Origin of the sequence: Pseudomonas sp. FYR_5, assembly GCF_043106315.1 — a bacterium.
GTDB lineage: Bacteria > Pseudomonadota > Gammaproteobacteria > Pseudomonadales > Pseudomonadaceae > Aquipseudomonas > Aquipseudomonas putida_Y.
Map to the genome: position 1 here is coordinate 1 of NZ_JBICMK010000112.1, position 18817 is coordinate 18817.

The 18817-nt window shown below is 63.3% G+C and carries 13 protein-coding genes; 6 read left to right on the forward strand and 7 right to left on the reverse strand.

The genetic code is table 11. The features are described 5' to 3' along the window. Positions 1-190 precede the first annotated feature (190 nt). From ACF8RA_RS23290 to mfd, 3 genes are read right to left on the reverse strand one after another with little or no spacing between them, the layout of a single operon-like run. A complete protein-coding gene (locus tag ACF8RA_RS23290) occupies positions 191-3508 on the reverse strand; it encodes an SNF2-related protein (RefSeq protein ID WP_392519620.1) in 3318 nt (1105 codons plus the stop codon). A 4-nt stretch (positions 3509-3512) separates the two neighbouring features. Further along, positions 3513-4085, reverse strand: a complete 573-nt coding sequence (locus tag ACF8RA_RS23295; protein ID WP_176684851.1) for a CsiV family protein — start codon at positions 4083-4085, stop codon at positions 3513-3515. Positions 4086-4094: 9 nt separating this feature from the next. Continuing rightward, positions 4095-7544: a transcription-repair coupling factor gene (gene mfd, locus ACF8RA_RS23300; protein WP_176684852.1), complete on the reverse strand. Its 3450-nt coding sequence runs from the start codon at positions 7542-7544 to the stop codon at positions 4095-4097. Positions 7545-7711: 167 nt separating this feature from the next. Here mfd and ACF8RA_RS23305 point away from each other — a divergent pair, with 167 nt between their 5' ends. The 3 genes from ACF8RA_RS23305 to sthA all read left to right on the forward strand — a co-directional run bounded on the left by ACF8RA_RS23305 (position 7712) and on the right by sthA (position 11952). Then, positions 7712-9175, forward strand: a complete 1464-nt coding sequence (locus ACF8RA_RS23305) for a glyceraldehyde-3-phosphate dehydrogenase (protein ID WP_176684853.1) — start codon at positions 7712-7714, stop codon at positions 9173-9175. 179 nt (positions 9176-9354) lie between these two features. Further along, positions 9355-10353, forward strand: a complete 999-nt coding sequence (locus ACF8RA_RS23310; RefSeq protein ID WP_209964643.1) for an FAD:protein FMN transferase — start codon at positions 9355-9357, stop codon at positions 10351-10353. Between the two features lie 204 nt (positions 10354-10557). Further along, on the forward strand, positions 10558-11952 hold the full coding sequence (gene sthA, locus ACF8RA_RS23315) for a Si-specific NAD(P)(+) transhydrogenase (RefSeq protein ID WP_176684855.1): 1395 nt from the start codon (positions 10558-10560) through the stop codon (positions 11950-11952). A 48-nt stretch (positions 11953-12000) separates the two neighbouring features. On the opposite strand, the gene ACF8RA_RS23320 is transcribed toward sthA, so the two are convergent. Beyond that, positions 12001-12717, reverse strand: coding sequence for a glycerophosphodiester phosphodiesterase (locus tag ACF8RA_RS23320; RefSeq protein WP_176684856.1), 717 nt, complete (start codon positions 12715-12717; stop codon positions 12001-12003). Positions 12718-12748: 31 nt separating this feature from the next. After that, positions 12749-13333: a PilZ domain-containing protein gene (locus ACF8RA_RS23325; protein ID WP_176684857.1), complete on the reverse strand. Its 585-nt coding sequence runs from the start codon at positions 13331-13333 to the stop codon at positions 12749-12751. A gap of 93 nt (positions 13334-13426) precedes the next feature. Here ACF8RA_RS23325 and ACF8RA_RS23330 point away from each other — a divergent pair, with 93 nt between their 5' ends. The 3 genes from ACF8RA_RS23330 to ACF8RA_RS23340 are packed head-to-tail and all read left to right on the forward strand — an operon-like array spanning position 13427 to position 16670. Beyond that, positions 13427-14677 carry a lipoprotein-releasing ABC transporter permease subunit gene (locus ACF8RA_RS23330; protein ID WP_176684858.1) on the forward strand — a complete coding sequence of 417 codons (1251 nt, stop codon included), beginning with the start codon at positions 13427-13429 and terminating at the stop codon, positions 14675-14677. 7 nt (positions 14678-14684) lie between these two features. Next, complete coding sequence (gene lolD, locus ACF8RA_RS23335) at positions 14685-15368, forward strand: lipoprotein-releasing ABC transporter ATP-binding protein LolD (protein WP_392488162.1); 684 nt, start codon at positions 14685-14687, stop codon at positions 15366-15368. A gap of 60 nt (positions 15369-15428) precedes the next feature. Next, a complete protein-coding gene (locus tag ACF8RA_RS23340; protein WP_176684860.1) occupies positions 15429-16670 on the forward strand; it encodes a lipoprotein-releasing ABC transporter permease subunit in 1242 nt (413 codons plus the stop codon). Positions 16671-16709: 39 nt separating this feature from the next. Here ACF8RA_RS23340 and cinS read toward each other — a convergent pair whose 3' ends face one another. Further along, on the reverse strand, positions 16710-18062 hold the full coding sequence (gene cinS, locus ACF8RA_RS23345) for a two-component system sensor histidine kinase CinS (RefSeq protein ID WP_176684861.1): 1353 nt from the start codon (positions 18060-18062) through the stop codon (positions 16710-16712). Continuing rightward, a complete protein-coding gene (gene cinR / locus ACF8RA_RS23350; RefSeq protein WP_176684862.1) occupies positions 18059-18739 on the reverse strand; it encodes a two-component system response regulator CinR in 681 nt (226 codons plus the stop codon). The genes cinS and cinR overlap by 4 nt, the downstream gene beginning before the upstream one ends. Between the last annotated feature and the right edge of the window lie 78 nt (positions 18740-18817).

Consider the following 18817-nt stretch of genomic DNA (forward strand, 5'->3'; position numbering starts at 1 on the left):
TCGCGGGTAAACCCGCGCCTACGACGGCCTGCGTCCAACCTCCGATGTGTGCCCACCACCCATTGCGTTGTAGGAGCGGGTTTACCCGCGAATACGGTAGCGGCGGCAACGGTGAGCGGCAGGTGGAGATTGGCCAGCAGGCCCGGCCCATTCGCGGGTGAACCCGCTCCTACGCTCTATCCCCTTTGGCCTACCGCCCGCGCTTTCCGGGCAATGGCGCAAACAGGGCCTCGATTTCTTCATCGCCAAGCCGCCATTGCCCAGCCTGCCCGCCGTCCAGCAGGCTGGCTGCCAGTGCTGCCTTTTCCTGCTGCAGCAGCTGGATCTTCTCTTCCACCGTACCCCGGGTAATCAGCTTGAACACGAACACCGGCTTGTCCTGGCCGATGCGGTAGGCACGATCGGTAGCCTGGTTTTCGCTGGCCGGGTTCCACCAGGGGTCGAAGTGGATCACGGTGTCCGCTGCCGTCAGGTTCAAGCCAACGCCCCCCGCCTTGAGGCTGATCAGGAACACTTCGCTGTTACCTTGCTGGAACTGCTGCACTGGCGTGCGACGGTCGCGAGTGTCACCGGTCAGCAGGCTGTAGCGGATCTTGCGCTTCTCGAGTTCCTGCTCGATCAGCGCCAGCATCGAGGTGAACTGTGAGAACAGCAACACCCGGCGCCCTTCGCTGAGCAGTTCTTCGAGCATTTCCAGCAGCGCCCCCAGCTTGCCCTTGTCGGCCTGGTTGCCTTTGCTTTCTACCCCCTTGACCAGGCGCAGGTCGCAGCACACCTGGCGCAGCTTGAGCAACGCGTCGAGGATCACGATCTGGCTGCGTGCGGCGCCATTGCGGGCGATTTCGTCGCGGACTTTCTGGTCCATGGCCACTCGCACGGCCTCGTAGGTATCGCGCTGGGCATCACTGAGCTCGACCCAGTGCACCATCTCGGTCTTGGCCGGCAGCTCGGTGGCCACCTGCTCTTTGGTGCGGCGCAGCAGGAACGGCCGGATGCGGCTGGCCAGGTGGGCCATGCGCTCGCTGTCACCGTGGCGTTCGATCGGGTTGCGGTAATCCTGGTTGAAGCGCTTCAGGTCGCCCAGCCAGCCGGGCATCAGGAAGTGGAAGATCGACCACAGTTCGCCCAGGTTGTTTTCCATCGGCGTGCCGGTCAGGCACAGGCGCTGGCCGGCCTGTAGCTCGCAGACGGCGAGGGCGGCCTTGCTGCTACTGCTCTTGATGTTTTGCGCCTCGTCCAGTATCAGCATGTGCCAGGCCTGGGGGCGCAACTGTTCGAGGTCGCGTGGCATCAGGGCGTAAGTGGTCAGGACCAGATCGTACTCATGGAGCTTGGTGAAGTACTTGCTGCGCCCCGGCCCATGCAGTGCCAGGACGCGCAGGTCGGGCGCGAAGCGCTGGGCTTCGTCCAGCCAGTTGGGTATGAGGCTGGTTGGCATGACCACCAGGGCCGGTGTACTCAGGCGCCCGGATTGTTTCTCCAGCAGCAGATGGGCCAAGGCCTGCAGGGTCTTGCCCAGGCCCATGTCGTCGCCGAGGATGCCGCCGGTACCCATCTCGCGCAGGGCCTGCAGCCAGTTCAGGCCTTGCCGCTGATAGGGGCGCAAGCTGGCCTGCAGCCCGGTGGGCGGTTCTACCTGCAGGTCGCGGGCATCGCGCAGGCGGCGACCCAGATCGCGTACATGCTCGCCACCTTCCCAGTGCAGGGGCAGGCCTTCGATTTCGTTCAGGCGCGCGGCCTCGGCGCGCTCCATGCGCAGGGACGGGCCTGCCGTGTCCTCATGCAAGTAGAGCTCGCCCAGGGTGCCCATGACGGCCTTGATGCGGCCGTAAGGCAGGGCGACGCGCAAAGCGGGGGCATCGAGACGGCCGCGGTTGAGGTCGATCAGCAGGTGTTCATCGTCACTGCGCCGGGCCAGTTCGCTAGGGCGTAGCAGCTCCGGGCTGCTGCGCAACAGTTGCAACACGATCGGCAGCAGGCTGTGGCGCTGGCCATCGACCACGATGCCTAGTTCCAGGTCGAACCATTCATGGCCGGGCGCTTCGTTGATGGTCGCATACCAGTCGTCCACCTCCTGCAGGTTGAAGGCGAAGTCGCGGTGAATGTCGATGTCCCAGCCGGCTTCGCGCAGGCGCGGCAGGCCTTCGCGGGCAAAGTGCAGCCAGGCTTCGTCGTCCGGCAACTGGTACATTTCGCCGGCGCTGTCGGGTAGGGCCTTGCTCTGGCGTGTGGCGGGTTTGAAACCGAAATCGCGCAGCATCTGGCGCAGCGCCTGCTCGGCTTGAGTCTGGCGGCGAATGCGCTGGCTGGTGCTGCCCGCCAGGCGGGTCAGCGGCTTTTCGTCGGTGCCGCTGGCCTGCAAGCCGTCATAATCGAACGCCAGTGCGGCGCGATGTTGCATTTGCCGCTGCATGCGACCGGTTTTTGGCATGTAGGCGGTGTATTCAAGGCTGCCGAGAGCAAGAAGGGGCTTTGGCTGGATGTTATCGAGCAGTTGCTCCTGCACTTGCGTCGGCGTCGGCACCTTGTGGCTGAGGGCATTGAGCTTGTGGCTCAAGGGTACGACAAGGTGTTCCGGTACATCGGGTGCGATGGTCAGCTGAACGGCGACGTGCGGATCCAGGCTGTGTTCGACCTTGCCCACTTCACGGGTCAGCAGGTTCAAGTAGTAAAGCGGCAGCAGCGGGATGACGCAGCGCAGCGTCTCTTCGCCGCTGTACCACCGCCCCCGGTAGTTTCCGTTGTCCAGGCGTACCCAGCGAAACTCGGCATGGCGCACCGGGCCTTCGTGAAGCAGGGGGAAGTCGGTATCGAAGAACATTCGCCCGGTTTCGAGGGCGCGCTGGAACAACTCGCCACCTTCGTGGCCCTTCAGCCTGTAGCCGCGATCCTGGCCGCCACCCTGATTCAGGGCCGAGAGCAGACGCAGAATGCGGGTGTCTTCGTCTGTTACGAAGCGCGGTGGCTCGTAGAGAAAATCGTAAAGTGACTGGACGCGGCTGAAGCGGATGCCATCCTCCGTACGCGTGCCCTTGCGGACAAGCAGGGCGCAGCCGGCATCGTCGGTGAGCTGGAGCTGATAGCACACCATGCGTCCACGCTTGTCTTCGGTAGCGTCGGCTTTGGGCGGGGCCTGCTCCAGGCCGCTCAACCAGTGCTGCAGTTCGGCGGACAAGGTGCCCGGGTTGGCTTGCGTTACCTCACTGTTGGAAAAGCGGTCGCTCACGCAGAAAAGTGCAGCGGCGCAATGCTTGCAGTTGTGTCGTACCGGGCAATCGCATTCGCCGCGCACATGGCACCGGCCGCCCGCAACGTGCAACTCGATGTGTTGCCGGTAGTGGTTGTTGCCGCTTCCCTGGCAATTGGCCGTTATGCTCTGCCCATGAATGCCTTCCAGTTCGACCCTGCCTTCCTCGGCATAGCGCTCACCGCGCTGCAGGGTGGCCTTGCTGAATGATTGAATCCAGTTCGGATAGGCGTTCACCATCTCGGCAGCATCGTGCTTCATGGGCTTACTGCTCCATCATCTCCGGGTCCATCACTGGCATTTTCGGCGTGCCCGGTGGTGTCACCTTCAGCAGCACTGCCAGGTGCCCACCGTCGAGAAAGGTCAGCTGGCCGCCCTTGACGTTGCTGTTGCTCTGCCTGAACTGCTCGCTTTGCAGCACGTTGCCGTTGCCATCCAGCTGGTTGACCCAGAAGTTGGCCTCGACTGTGATGAAGCGGCCTTCAGCGATGCTCAGGTTGCCTTCGATAGGGAAGTGCCCGAACTGTTCGGTGCCTTCGCCCACGGCGATGCGGCTGGGTTCGCTGCCCACCTGCTGCTGCCAGGCTTTGTGCATGAGCACGGTGTAGTCGGCGGTGGCTGCCAGGCGGGTGGCTTCATCTTCCAGTGCCAGGCGGTGCTCGGCGTCTTTGCTCAGGCGTGGGGCGCCAGCGCTCCAGTCTTCGGGGGCGAACGGGCTGGTGAAGGCGGGCACGCTGTTCTGCCGCACCAGAATCATTTCTACCTGATACAGGCCTTCGCCGAAGGCAGCCGGGGCGAACAGCGCCAGCAGCAGGGTCAGGCAACGGATGGCACGCATGGGTCTTCCTTAGGCAGGCTGTGGGGTCAGGCGCTCGAACAGCGCCTCCAGGGTATTGAAACGTTCGTCGGGGCGCTCCATCGGTACCAGGAAGCGGAACTGGGTAGCGCCTTCGAACTTGTAACGTTTGGGCTGGCCCTGGATCAGCTTGATCAGGGTCAGTGGGTCGACCGGGGTTTCGGCTTCGAACTCGAGCTTGCCACCGTTGGGCCCCGCATCGACTTTCTTGATGCCGAGCTTTTCCGCGTGCAGCTTGAGCGACGTCAGGCGCATCAGGTTCTTGGTCGGCTCCGGCAGCAAGCCGAAGCGGTCGATCATCTCGACCTGCAGGTCCTTGAGGCCTTCCTCGTCGGCAGCCGAGGCAATGCGTTTGTACAGGATCAGGCGCGCATGCACGTCAGGCAGGTAGTCTTCGGGGATCAGTGCCGGCAGGCGCAGGTTGATCTCCGGGCCGCCGCCCAGTGGCTGCTCAAGGTTCGGCTGGGTACCTTTACGGATTGCCTTGACCGCACGCTCGAGCATTTCCATGTACAGGGTGAAGCCCACCGCCTGGATCTGCCCGCTCTGGCCTTCGCCCAGCAGCTCGCCGGCCCCGCGGATTTCCAGGTCGTTGGTGGCCAGCACGAAGCCTGCGCCCAGGTCTTGCGTGTTGGCGATTGCCTCCAGGCGCTTTTCGGCGTCGGCGCTGACCTTCTGACGGGTAGGTGTGAGCAGGTAGGCGTAAGCCTGGTGGTGGCTGCGGCCAACCCGGCCACGCAGCTGGTGCAGCTGGGCCAGGCCGAACTTGTCGGCGCGCTCGATGACGATGGTGTTGGCGCTGGGCACGTCGATACCGGTTTCGATAATGGTCGAGGCCACCAGCACGTTGAAGCGCTTGTGGTAGAAATCGCTCATCACCTGTTCCAGCTCGCGTTCGCGCATTTGCCCGTGGCCGATGCCGATGCGTGCCTCAGGCACCAGTTCGGCAAGGTCGGCGGCGCATTTTTCGATGGTTTTCACATCGTTGTGCAGGTAGTACACCTGGCCACCGCGCAACAGTTCGCGCAGCAGCGCCTCCTTGACCGTGCTCTTGTTCTGCTCCATGACGAAGGTGCGCACCGACAGGCGGCGTGCTGGCGGTGTGGCGATGATCGACAGGTCGCGCATGCCCGCCACCGCCATGTTCAGCGTGCGCGGAATCGGCGTGGCAGTCAGGGTGAGGATGTCGACCTCACTGCGCAGCGCCTTCAATTGTTCTTTCTGGCGCACGCCAAAGCGGTGCTCTTCATCGATGATGGCCAGGCCCAGGTCTTTGAAACGCACGTCGTCCTGCAACAGCTTGTGGGTGCCGATAAGGATGTCGATCTTGCCTTCGGCAAGGTCCGCGGCGGCGGCGGCCACTTCCTTGGCCGACTTGAAGCGGCTCATCACTTCCACGGTCACGGGCCAGTCGGCAAAGCGGTCGCGGAAGCTGTTGTAATGCTGCTGGGCAAGCAGGGTGGTGGGCACCAGTACGGCCACCTGACGGCCACTGTGCACGGCGATGAACGCTGCGCGCATGGCCACTTCGGTCTTGCCGAAGCCCACGTCGCCGCAGACCAGGCGGTCCATTGGCTTGGGTGCCAGCATATCGGCGCGCACGGCCTCGATGGCGGCCTGCTGATCCGGGGTTTCCTCGAACGGGAAGCCGGCGCTGAAGGTGGCGTAGTCGACGGACGGGTCGGCAAACGCGTAGCCCTTGCGTGCGGCGCGGCGAGCATAGATGTCGAGCAGTTCGGCGGCCACGTCGCGGACCTGTTCGGCGGCCTTGCGCTTGGCCTTCTGCCAGGCCTCCGAACCCAACCGGTGCAGCGGTGCCAGGGCGTCGTCGCTGCCGGTGTAGCGGGCGATCAGGTGCAGGTTGGCCACCGGCACATACAGCTTGGCGTTTTCGGCGTATTCCAGCGTCAGGAATTCGGCGGCCTGGCCGTCGATTTCCAGGGTGGCCAGGCCCAGATAGCGGCCGACGCCATGGTCGATGTGCACCACCGGCGCACCTTCGCGCAGCTCGGTGAGGTTCTTGATGACCGCGTCGTTGGCGGTTTCGCCGCGCTTGTCACGGCGCCGGCGCTGCATCACCCGCTGGCCGAACAGTGGGCTTTCGGCAATCAGGGCCAGGCCTGGGTCGTCCAGCAGCAGGCCGTCGTCCAGCGGGGCGATGGTGATCGCCAGGCGCTCGGCACCGGTAATGAAATCGTCCCAGCCTTCGACGGTCTGTGGGCGCAGCTTCAGCCGTTCGAGCAGCTCCAGCAGCACTTCACGACGGCCTGCTGATTCGGCCGTGAACAGTACGCGGCCGGGGAACTGGTCGAGGAAGTTGGCCAGCTCGGCCAGCGGCTGGTTGGCCTTGGCCTCGATGGCCAGGTTGGGCAGGGCGCGCGCCGGGAAGCGCTCGCGGCCCGCGCCAGGGTCGAGCGCTTCGCTGCTGACCACCACCCGGGGCCACTGCTTGAGCTGGGCGAAGCAATCTTCCACCGGCAGGAACAGCTCGGCCGGCGGCAACAGCGGCCGGCTGAGGTCGCCGCGGCGGTCTTCATAACGCCCGCGCACGTCGTTCCAGAAGTGCTCGGCGGCCTGTTCCACACCGGGTAGCGAGAACACCTGGGTGTCGGTCGGCAGGTAGTCGAACAGGGTCGAGGTTTCTTCGAAGAACAGCGGCAGGTAGTACTCGATACCGGCGGGGATGATGCCGCTGGCCAGGTCCTGGAAGATTGCACTGCGGCGGAAGTCGACGTCGAAGCGCTCGCGAAAACGTGCCTTGAAGCGGGTCACTTCTTCCTTCTGCATCGGGAATTCGCGTGCTGGCAGCAGGCGCACCGAATCCACCTTGTCGATCGAGCGCTGGGTCTCGGGGTCGAAGGTGCGCAGCGTCTCGATCTCGTTATCGAACAGGTCGATGCGATAGGGCAGTTTGCTGCCCATCGGGAACAGGTCGATCAGTGCACCGCGCACGGCGAACTCGCCATGCTCGTAGACGGTGTCGACACAACGATAGCCGCTGGCCTCCAGGCGCGTGCGCATCTGCTCCACGTCGATGGTCTGGCCCACATCCAGCACCAGGCTGCTGCCCAGCAGAAAGCGCGTGGGCGCCAGGCGGTGCAGGGCGGTGGTGATCGGCACCACGAGGATGCCGTGGCTCAGCTCCGGCAAGCGGTACAGGCTGGCGATGCGCTGGGAGATGATGTCCTGGTGCGGCGAGAACAGGTCGTAGGGCAGGGTTTCCCAATCGGGGAACGGCAGCACGGGCAGGTCCGGGGCAAAGAAGCGCAGCTCCTGCTCCAGACGGTCGGCGGCCTGGCTGTCGGCCGTCAGCAGCAGGGTGAAGCGGCCAGCGCTGCTGGCGGCTTCGGCGATGGCAAGGCTGAGGGCGGCACCGGGCAGGTTGCCCCAGGTTTGTTTGCCGGCCGTGGCCGACATTTGCGGTAGGCGCAGAACTGACACGGGAGATTGCACTCCAAGCGTTGCGGCAAAGAGACCGATTGTACCGGTGACAGTGTCGGCTGTCAGGCTCGAAAGGGCATGAGCACTGGCTTGCGTCGCTGCGACAGGCACTCATTGCCGGTTCCGCGTTGGGGCGTCATAATGTAGCCCCTTTTTTCTGTCCCTACATGTGGAAGGTTCCCGTGACTCAGAAGCCCGACCAGTGTCTTGGTGAGTGGATTGATCGTGAAGCCCTGGCTGAAGCGATGATCCCGCTTATCGGTCAGCTCTACCGCAATAACAACGTGGTGAGCTCGATTTATGGCCGCAGCCTGATCAACCGTTCGGTTATCTCGATCCTCAAGGCGCACCGCTTTGCGCGCCACCGCCAAACCGACGAAACCGAACTGTCCGTCCACGAGACATTCCCCCTGCTCAAGGCCATGAGCGAGCTGAAACTGGGCGCCGCATCGGTCGACCTGGGCAAGCTGGCCAACAAGTTCAAGCAGGAAGGCAATGGCCGCACTGCCGAGCAGTTCGTCCGTGAAGAGCTGGCCGACGTGGTTGGCCAGCAGAACGCGTCGGCGCGCAAAGGCACCGACGTTGTCCTGTACGGTTTCGGTCGCATCGGCCGCCTGCTGGCGCGCATCCTGATCGAGAAGACCGGTGGTGGTGACGGCCTGCGTCTGCGTGCCATCGTCGTGCGCAAGGGCGCCGAAAACGACCTCGTCAAGCGTGCCAGCCTGCTGCGCCGTGACTCGGTGCACGGTCCGTTCGATGGCACCATCACCATCGACGAAGCCAACAACACCATCACTGCCAACGGCAACCTGATCCAGGTTATCTACGCCAAGAACCCGAGCGAAGTCGACTACACCCAGTACGGCATCGACAATGCGCTTATCGTCGACAACACCGGTGTCTGGCGTGACGCCGACGGCCTGGGCCAGCACCTGGCCTGCCCGGGTGCTGCCCGCGTGATCCTCACCGCACCTGGCAAGGGCGCGCTGAAGAACATCGTGCACGGAATCAACCACGGTGACATCACTGCCGATGACAAGATCATCTCGGCGGCCTCCTGCACCACCAACGCCATCGTGCCGGTGCTCAAGGCCATCAACGATCAGTACGGCATCGTCAACGGCCACGTCGAAACCGTTCACTCGTTCACCAACGACCAGAACCTGATCGACAACTTCCACAAGGGCAGCCGCCGTGGCCGTGCCGCGCCGCTGAACATGGTAATCACCGAAACCGGCGCCGCCACCGCTGCTGCCAAGGCACTGCCAGTGCTGAAGGGCAAGCTGACCGGCAACGCCATTCGTGTCCCGACGCCGAACGTTTCGATGGCCATCCTGAACCTGAACCTGGAAAAGGCCACCACCCGCGACGAGATCAACGAGTACCTGCGCCAGACCGCCATGCACTCGGAGCTGCACAAGCAGATCGACTACGTGGCTTCGCAGGAAGTGGTTTCGACCGACTTCGTGGGCTCGCGCCACGCCGGTGTGGTTGACGCAGAGGCGACCATCGCCAACGACAACCGCGTTGTTCTGTACGTCTGGTACGACAACGAATTCGGTTATAGCTGCCAGGTGGTTCGTGTGATGGAAGACATGGCCGGTGTGAACCCGCCAGCGTTTCCACGCTGATTCGCTTGTAAGGCAATGAAAAAACGGGAACCTTCGGGTTCCCGTTTTTTTTATTCTGAATGTGTGTTGTCAGTGCTGGCCCTTTCGCGGGTAAACCCGCTCCTACAGGATTATCACTGCCCCTGTAGGAGCGGGTTTACCCGCGAAGAGGCCAGCACCGGCAACCGAGAAACCCTACTGTGCGCACAGCCCTACTGTTCATTCTGCTGCTACTCACCGCCTGCAATCAGGGCCCCACCCTGGAGCGCCTGGGTGGCCCGACCATGGGCAGCAGCTACAGCATCCAGTACGTCCGCGAGCCTGGTGGTCCGGTGCCAGCACAGGTGCAGAGGGCGGTTGAAACCATCCTGCATGACATCGACCACCACTACTCGACCTACCGCGGCGATTCCATCGTCAGCCAGTTCAACCGGTTACCCGCCGGCCAGTGCCTGGCCCTGCCGCCCGATATGCTTGAATTGGTCAGCCTCGGCCAGCACCTTGCCGAACAGAGCGATGGCGCTTTCGATCTCACGGTGGAGCCTTTGCTCGACCTGTGGGGCTTCGGCCCTCAGGCCCGTCACGAGCAGGTGCCCGAACCACAGGCACTGGCCCAGGTACGCCGGCGTGTGGGTTACCAGCACCTGCGCGTCAAAGGTCGAGCCCTGTGCAAGGATGCCCCGGTGCAGCTCGACTTCAACAGCATCGTCGCCGGCCATGCTGTCGACTTGATCGCTGCGCGCCTGCAGGCCATGGGTGTCAGCAGTTTTGTTGCCGAGGTCACTGGCGAGTTGAAGGCGGTTGGCCGCAAGCCTGACGGCGGCCCTTGGCGCATTGCCCTGGAACTGCCCCGCGAAGACCGGCAGGTCGCCCGCCAGATCATCCCGGTCAATAGCCTTTCAGTATCAACCTCGGGTGACTATCGGCACTATTTCGAGCAGAATGGCCGGCGCTATTCGCACACCTTCGATGCCCGCCTCGGGCGACCGGTCGAGCATGACCTGGCGGCCGTTACTGTGCTGGACGCCTCAGCACTGCAGGCCGACGGCTATTCGACGCTGCTGCTCATCCTGGGGCCGCAGCGAGGCTGGGATTTTGCCGTGGCGCATGACCTGGCGGCGGTTTTGGTGACTCGGGCGGAGGGTGGCTTCGTCTCCCGAGCTACGCCCGCGTTCGAACGGGCAGTGAAAGGCCAGTGAAAGCACAAGCAGGGATGATTGCCGCCAGGGAATGGGTGAAGCATATGTAGTGCGGGCGAAATTGGCCTACGACGCGACCAAGGGTTAATGTGCGCGGCGTTCAGGGTTGATTAGACTGCACCCGAATTTTCTCATGGCGCCCCGGCGGCATGATCGTGCCCCGCGAGCGACCGTGGCTTGCGGGCCAGTTCTGAAGGAGTACGCATGGCTGTCTACAACTACGACGTAGTGGTGCTGGGTTCCGGCCCGGCCGGTGAAGGCGCGGCAATGAACGCCGCCAAAGCAGGGCGCAAGGTAGCGATGGTCGATGACCGTCGCCAGGTCGGTGGCAACTGCACCCATCTGGGTACCATTCCGTCCAAGGCACTGCGTCACTCGGTGCGGCAGATCATGCAGTTCAACACCAACCCGATGTTTCGTGCCATCGGTGAGCCACGCTGGTTCTCGTTCCCGGACGTGCTGAAAAGCGCCGAGAAGGTCATCGCCAAGCAGGTGGCATCGCGCACTGGCTACTATGCCCGTAACCGCGTCGACGTGTTCTTCGGCACCGGCAGCTTCGCCGACGAGCAAACCGTGGAAGTGGTGTGCCCGAACGGGGTGGTCGAGAAACTCAACGCCAAGCACATCATCATCGCGACTGGTTCGCGCCCCTACCGCCCGGCCGACATCGACTTCCACCACCCGCGCGTCTACGACAGCGACACCATCCTCAGCCTCAGCCATACCCCGCGCAAGCTGATCGTGTACGGTGCCGGCGTGATCGGTTGCGAATACGCTTCGATCTTCAGTGGCCTGGGCGTATTGGTCGAGCTGGTCGACAACCGTGGCCAACTGCTGAGCTTCCTCGATTCGGAAATTTCCCAGGCACTGAGCTACCACTTCAGCAACAACAACATCACCGTGCGTCACAACGAAGAGTATGAGCGCGTCGAAGGTTTGGATAACGGGGTGATCCTGCACCTCAAGTCGGGCAAGAAGATCAAGGCCGACGCCTTGCTGTGGTGCAACGGTCGTACCGGCAACACCGACAAGCTGGGCCTGGAAAACATCGGCATCAAGGTGAACAGTCGCGGCCAGATCGAGGTCGACGAGGCCTACCGCACCGCCGTGCCGAACATCTATGGCGCCGGTGACGTGATCGGCTGGCCAAGCCTGGCCAGTGCGGCCCATGACCAGGGCCGGTCGGCCGCTGGCAGCATTGTCGACAATGGCAGCTGGCGCTTCGTCAACGACGTGCCGACCGGTATCTACACCATTCCGGAGATCAGCTCGATCGGCAAGAACGAGCAGGAACTGACCCAGGCCAAGGTACCGTACGAAGTGGGCAAGGCCTTCTTCAAGGGCATGGCGCGTGCGCAGATCGCCGGCGAGCCGCAGGGTATGCTGAAGATCCTGTTCCACCGCGAAACCCTGGAAATCCTCGGCGTGCATTGCTTCGGCTACCAGGCTTCGGAAATTGTCCACATTGGCCAGGCGATCATGAACCAGCCAGGTGAGCACAACAACCTGAAGTACTTCGTCAACACCACGTTCAACTACCCGACCATGGCCGAAGCCTATCGGGTAGCTGCCTATGACGGCCTGAACCGGCTTTTTTGAGCGGCTCCGACCGGTGGCCTGAGCCGGTCGGAGAGACCGATTTCAACCCTACCCGAGGGTGGTCTTGGCCAAACCGGGAAAGTCTGTAATCAGGCTGTCCACACCAAAGTCAGCCAGCCGGCGCATCAGTGCCGGCTCGTTGACCGTCCACACCGACACATGCAAACCCTGGCCCTGTGCTTTGAGCAGGCGCTCGGGGGTGCACAGTGTCCAGTTCAATGCCAGCAGCTCGCAGCCATAGTTATGTGCCACCTTCAGCGGGTCGAGCCAGGCGTATTCGGCCACCAGCCCGCGCTTCACGTCTGGCACCAGTTCCAGGGCGGCGCCCAGTACTTCGCGTGAACTGGAGGTGATGGTCACCTTGTCCAGCAGGCCATATTGCTGGGCCAGTTCACGGATCGCCAGGACAGTGGTAGCCGCACGGGTGCGCGAGGCGCTTTTCACTTCCAGCTGCCAGTGCTCGAACGGGCATTTTTTGAACAGCTCTTCCAGTTTCGGGATCGGGCAGGGCTGCACATGGCCCGGGCCGCCTTTGCGGGCATCGATCATGACCAGTTCGGCGGCCGGGTGCTCGACTACTTTGCCGCGCCGGCCAGTGGTGCGCTTGAGGGTGGGGTCGTGGATGACCATCAGTTCGTTGTCGGATGACAGGTGCAGGTCCAGCTCGCAGCGGGTCACGCCATGTGCCAGGCATTGCTGAAAGCTTTTCAGGGTGTTCTCGGGTGCTTCGCCCTTGGCGCCGCGATGGCCGTAGATCAGGGTCACGTTCGTTCCTTCAAATCAGGGAAAAATTGGCTCAGGAGGCGGGGTCGTTCAGTTCCAGCTGCTGGCGCCGTTGTTGTTGCTGGCGCTGCAGGATGTAACGGGCCAGCAGTTGTCGTTGGGCGTCGGTCATGTCGATGAACTCGGTGCCGACCTCGAAGCCGCCCTCCGGGCGAGGGTCGCAATGGCTGACTCTGCCGCGCAGCAGCAGGCCATGGGCGCGCGGCATCAGCACCATTTTCACTTTCACCCGGGTACCGGGGGCAATCGGTGTGGCTTGGACGGATTCGATGCCGCCTTCGGAAATGACCACCGGTAGTGGCTCGCCGACTTCGCCAAGCAGGGTTTGCGCAACCACCGCGCTGAGCAAGTCGAGGCGCTTGCTCTGTGCTCGCAGGAAGGCGGCGAGGGTGCGGTCCTTGTCGCTCAGCTGGCGCAACAGGTGTTGCGACTCGAAGTCGGACAGGTGCAGCTCGCTGAGCAGGTTGAATAACGGCGAATCATCTTGCAACACATCTGGCTCGAGGGCTTCGGCCGCGCTAAGGGGGCTTATTTGAAGTGCGATCCGATCTTCGATGCGGTAGTATTCGCGGCGATCTTCTTCGTCTAATGTCGTCATGGCGAACCCAAGGTAGCGGCGGTGGTCCGAGTGTAAAGCCGCCGTAGGCGCCTCGCCACAAGGACGTTCCCTTTCATCCGAACAAGCCCCGACATGTTCAGACCTCTTTTCGCATTCATCGGCACGCGTTATACCCGTGCCAAACGTCGCAATCACTTCGTCTCGTTCATTTCCCTGACCTCGATGATCGGCCTCGCCCTGGGCGTGGTGGTGATGATCGTGGTGCTGTCGGTGATGAACGGTTTCGACCACGAGATGCGCACCCGCGTGTTGGGCATGATTCCCCATGCCACGCTGGAGAGCGGCCAGCCCATTGCCGACTGGCAGGCCCTTGCCCAACAAGTAAAGCAGAATCCGCAGGTGGTAGCGGTTGCGCCGTTCACCCAGATGCAGGGCCTGCTGACCCATGATGGCAAGGTGCAGAAGGTGCTGCTCAATGGCATCGACCCCGCTCGCGAGCGCGAGGTGTCGATCATCGACAACTTCGTCCAGCAAGGCCGCCTTGACCAGTTGGCACCGGGCGAGTGGGGCATCATGATCGGCGACAAGGCGGCGGCCAAACTGGGCGTTGCCATCGGCGACAAGCTCACCTTCGTCGCCCCCGAGGTCAGCGTGACCCCCGCCGGCATGTTCCCGCGCATGAAGCGCTTCACCGTGGTCGGCACCTTCCACGTTGGCGCGGGCGAGATCGATGGCTACCTGGGCCTGACCAATATCAGCGACCTGTCCCGCCTGCACCGCTGGAGGCCCGACCAGGTCCAGGGCCTGCGCCTGAAGTTCGACGACCTGTTCCAGGCGCCACGCGTAGCCTGGAGCATCGCCCAGCAGCTGGGCGACCAGGAATTCTATAGCCGCGACTGGACCCGTACCCACGGCAACCTGTACCAGGCGATCCGTATGGAAAAGGCCATGATCGGCCTGCTGTTGCTGCTGATTGTGGCGGTGGCAGCGTTCAACATCATTTCCACCCTGGTGATGGTGGTGAACGACAAGCGCGGCGACATCGCCATCCTGCGTACCCTGGGTGCCACGCCCGGGCAGATCATGCTCATTTTCATGGTTCAGGGCACGGTGATCGGGGTGATCGGTACCCTGATCGGCGCCGTGGTCGGGATCTTCGCGGCGCTGAACGTAAGCGCGGCGATCGCAGGCATCGAGAAACTGATCGGGCACAAGTTCCTCAACGCCGACGTGTACTTCATCGATTACCTGCCGTCGCAGATCCTGGCCCAGGACGTGTACATGGTCTGCGGTGCGGCACTGGTCCTGAGTTTCTTCGCCACCCTGTACCCGGCCTGGCGTGCGGCCCGCACCCAGCCTGCAGAGGCGCTACGTTATGAGTGAGTCGCGCATGAGTGATAAAGCCGTTCTGAGTTGCCGCAACCTGGGCAAGTCCTACGACGAGGGCCCGGAGTCGGTGCAGGTACTGTCCGGGCTCAACCTGGAGCTGCAGGCCGGTGAGCGGGTGGCCATCGTCGGCAGTTCCGGCTCTGGCAAGAGTACCTTGCTCAACCTGCTGGGCGGCCTCGACCGGCCGACCCAAGGCAGCGTATGGCTGGCTGGCGAAGAGCTGTCGGCACTGGGCGAGCGTGCCCGTGGCCTGCTGCGCAATCGTGAGTTGGGCTTTGTCTACCAGTTTCACCACCTGCTGCCGGAGTTCACCGCCATCGAGAACGTGTGCATGCCGTTGCTGATCGGCCGAACGTCCATCCCCGAGGCCCGGGAGCGTGCCGAGGCGCTGCTCAAGCGGGTAGGCCTGGGTCACCGCTTGAGCCACAAGCCGGCCGAACTGTCCGGCGGCGAGCGCCAGCGCGTGGCGATTGCCCGGGCGCTGGTCAACCGCCCCGGCCTGGTGATGCTCGACGAGCCGACCGGCAACCTCGACCACCATACCGCCCAGGGCATCCAGGAGCTGATGCAGGAGCTGTCCGGTGCCTCGCGCACGGCATTCCTGGTGGTCACCCACGACCTCAACCTGGCGCGGCAGATGGACCGTGTGCTGAAGCTCGACGATGGCCACCTGGTGGCCATCTGATCGACTGCCGGGGTGGCAGGTGCTGCCCCGTTTTCCTGTTTTCATTGGGTGATTTCGTACATGTTCAGACCCTTGCCCATCTTTATCGGCGCGCGCTACACCCGAGCCAAGCGTCGCAACCACTTCATTTCGTTCATCTCGATGACTTCGATGATCGGCCTGTCGCTGGGCGTGCTGGCGATGATCGTGGTGCTGTCGGTGATGAACGGCTTCCAGCGCGAAATGAGCTCGCGCATTCTCGGCCTGGTGCCGCATGCCGCCATCCTTGGCCTGCAGCCGCTGGACGATTGGCACAAGGTGGCCGATGCAGCCATGAAGAACCCGGCGGTGATGGCAGTGGCGCCGATTACCGAGATGGAAGGCATGCTGTCGTACAAGGGCGCCATGCAGCCGATCCAGGTGGGGGGTATCGACCCGGCCGAGGAGGGCAAGGTTTCCATCGTTGGCCAGCACATCGTCCAAGGCCGCCTGCAGGGCTTGCAGCCAGGTGAATTCGGCGTGGTCATCGGCGAGCTGACCGCACGCCGCTTCCGTCTGAATACCGGCGACAAGCTGACCTTGATCGTGCCGGAAATCAGCAAGGAACCGGGTGGCATCACCCCGCGCATGCAGCGCCTCACCGTGGTTGGCATCTTCAAGGTCGGCGCCGAGCTGGATGGGTCGCAGGCCTATATCCATGTTGCGGATGCCGCCGAGATGCAACGCTGGGCGCCAGGCCAGGTGCAAGGTGTGCGGCTGAAGCTGCACGACCTGTATGCCGCTCCGCAGGTGTCCAAGGCGATTGCTGCCGGGCTTGGTGACGCCTACCGCGCCGATGACTGGTCGCATACCCAGGGCAGCCTGTTCAGCGCCATGAAGATGGAAAAGACCATGATCGGTCTGCTGCTGATGATGATCATCGCGGTGGCGGCGTTCAATATCATCGCCACCCTGGTGATGGTGGTGAACGACAAGGGGCCGGACATTGCCATCCTGCGTACCTTGGGTGCCACGCCGGCGCAGATCATGGGTACGTTCATGGTCCAGGGCAGCCTGATCGGCATTGTCGGCACGCTGATTGGTGGCGTACTGGGCGTGATTGCGGCGTTCAATGTCAGTCAGATTGTCGGTTGGCTGGAGCGGGTGAGCGGGCAGCACATCTTCACGTCGGATGTGTATTTCGTCAGCAGCTTGCCGTCGCAGTTACAGTGGGGGGATGTGGCGATCATCTGCACCGCCGGCCTGGTGATGAGTTTCCTGGCGACCATTTACCCGGCCTACCGGGCGTCGCAGGTGCAGCCGGCGATTGGCCTGGCGGTTTGATGCTTGCCTGAGATCCTGGGGGCGTAAAGCGCCCCAGGGTTACCGATCTTGAGTGAAGTCGATCACGAATCGGGTCCACCCACCCTCGCACTCCGCCCGTATGCACCCGCCATGGGCCTGCACGATCGACCGGGTAATCGCCAAGCCCAGCCCTGCATGCTCGCTGCTGCCTTCCCGCCGAGCCGGGTCCACCCGGTAGAACCGGTCAAACAGCCGCGGTAGCGCCGCCGGGTCGATAGCCAGCCCGGTATTGGCCACGTTAATCGTCGGTCCCGGCCCCAAGGTTACCTTTATCTGTCCTCCTGCCGGCGTGAAGCGCATGGCGTTGTCCAGCAGGTTGGACAGCGCCCGGCGCAGCATATGCTGGTCACCGAGCAGCACGGCTTCACCCTCGCGCAGCATTTGCACGTCGCTGTCTTCGGCCAGCGGCGCATAGTACTCCAGCAGCGCATCCACCTCGTCATGCAGCGCCAAAGGCGCGTGGCCCGGTACCAGCAGGCCGTGGTCGGCCTTGGCCAGAAACAGCATGTCGTTGATCATCTGCGCCATCCATTGCAGTTCTTCCAGGTTGCCATGCAGCGCCTCGCGGTATTCTTCGAGGCTGCGTGGGCGGGTGAGGGTGACCTGGGTGTGGGTCAGCAGGTTGGACAGCGGCGTACGTAACTCGTGGGCGATATCGGCGGAAAACGCTGACAGGCGCTGGAAGGCATCGTCCAGGCGCTGCAGCATCGCGTTCATGCTGCTGGCCAGTTCGGCCAGTTCTTCGGGCATCTGCGCCACCGGCAGACGGGTGGTGAGGGAGCGCGCTGACACGCTGGCGGCCACCTGGCCCATCTGCCGCAATGGTCGCAGGCCGCTGCGGGCGGCCCAGGCACCCAGTAGTGCGGTGGTTAGCGCCGACAGGCCGACCGTCAGCCATATCAGCCGTTGCATGCCTTGGAGGAAGTGCTGGTGGTGGGTGATGTCGAGGTACAGGGTCAGTCGCGGCGACTGCATGGCGCTCTGCATCAGGGGTACGGACAGGCTGCGGTAGTCGATGCCTGGCGCATGCAGGGTGGCCAGCCCGGTGGCCTGCGCTGCAAGCGGCAGCCCGCTGCGGCTTTCGAACCAGGTAACGCCATTGCTGGCGCTGATACGCAGGGCCAGGTCTGCCTGGTGACTCAGTTCATCGTGCAGGGCAGGCAGGCGGGCCTGGAGTTCATCAGCCGTGCTGACGCCAGCCAGTTGCGTACGGAACAATGACAGGCGCGAGTCCAGCAGTTGTTGGTCGAGCTCGATGAAGTGCTGCTCGCTGGCCCGGCTGAATAACAGGCCGGCGCCCAGCGAGACGGTGGCGGTGCAGGCGGCGAACAGCAGGGCCAGGCGGCTGCCGAGGGAAATCCGGCGCATCACTCGGTGCGCTCTTCAAGTACGTAACCCATGCCGCGTACGGTGTGGATCAGCTTGTTGGGGTGTGGGTCGTCGATCTTCAGGCGCAGGCGGCGGATGGCCACTTCGATCACGTTGGTGTCGCTGTCGAAGTTCATGTCCCATACCTGCGAGGCGATCAGCGATTTTGGCAGCACCTCGCCCTGGCGGCGCAGCAGCAGTTCAAGGAGTGAAAACTCCTTGGCGGTCAGGTCGATGCGCAGCCCGGCACGCTCGGCACGGCGGCGGATCAGGTCCAGACGCAGGTCGGCCAGGCACAGGGTGGTGTCCTGGCTCGGGCTGGTGCCTCGGCGCAGCAGGCTGCGTACCCGGGCCAGCAGTTCGGAAAAGGCGAACGGCTTGACCAGATAATCGTCGGCGCCCAGTTCCAGACCATGCACACGATCCTCGACGGCGTCGCGGGCGGTCAGGAACAGCACTGGGGTATCCAGGCCAGCCTGGCGCACGGCCTGAAGGATCTGCCAGCCGTCGCGGCCGGGCAGCATCACGTCGAGGATCAGCAGGTCGTGGTCGCCAGTCAGGGCGAGGAACTGGCCGGTCTCGCCATCGGTAGCCAACTCGGTGGCAAAGCCGGCCTCGCTCAGGCCTTGGCTCAGGTACTGGCCGGTGCGGGCCTGGTCTTCGACGATCAGCAGTTTCATGCACTGTCCATAATCTGAAAGTTAGCGTAGCCAATGGGCGTTGTTTTACCCTGCTAGCACAGGAGCAATGTGATGGCT

What these genes read in the sequence shown, in the direction of transcription:
- ACF8RA_RS23290 (WP_392519620.1), bottom strand. Translation starts at nt 3,508, where the DNA reads ATGAAGCACGATGCTGCCGAGATGGTGAACGCCTATCCGAACTGGATT.
- ACF8RA_RS23295 (WP_176684851.1), bottom strand. Translation starts at nt 4,085, where the DNA reads ATGCGTGCCATCCGTTGCCTGACCCTGCTGCTGGCGCTGTTCGCCCCG.
- ACF8RA_RS23305 (WP_176684853.1), top strand. Translation starts at nt 7,712, where the DNA reads ATGTGGAAGGTTCCCGTGACTCAGAAGCCCGACCAGTGTCTTGGTGAG.
- sthA (WP_176684855.1), top strand. Translation starts at nt 10,558, where the DNA reads ATGGCTGTCTACAACTACGACGTAGTGGTGCTGGGTTCCGGCCCGGCC.
- ACF8RA_RS23325 (WP_176684857.1), bottom strand. Translation starts at nt 13,333, where the DNA reads ATGACGACATTAGACGAAGAAGATCGCCGCGAATACTACCGCATCGAA.
- ACF8RA_RS23330 (WP_176684858.1), top strand. Translation starts at nt 13,427, where the DNA reads ATGTTCAGACCTCTTTTCGCATTCATCGGCACGCGTTATACCCGTGCC.
- lolD (WP_392488162.1), top strand. Translation starts at nt 14,685, where the DNA reads ATGAGTGATAAAGCCGTTCTGAGTTGCCGCAACCTGGGCAAGTCCTAC.
- ACF8RA_RS23340 (WP_176684860.1), top strand. Translation starts at nt 15,429, where the DNA reads ATGTTCAGACCCTTGCCCATCTTTATCGGCGCGCGCTACACCCGAGCC.
- cinR (WP_176684862.1), bottom strand. Translation starts at nt 18,739, where the DNA reads ATGAAACTGCTGATCGTCGAAGACCAGGCCCGCACCGGCCAGTACCTG.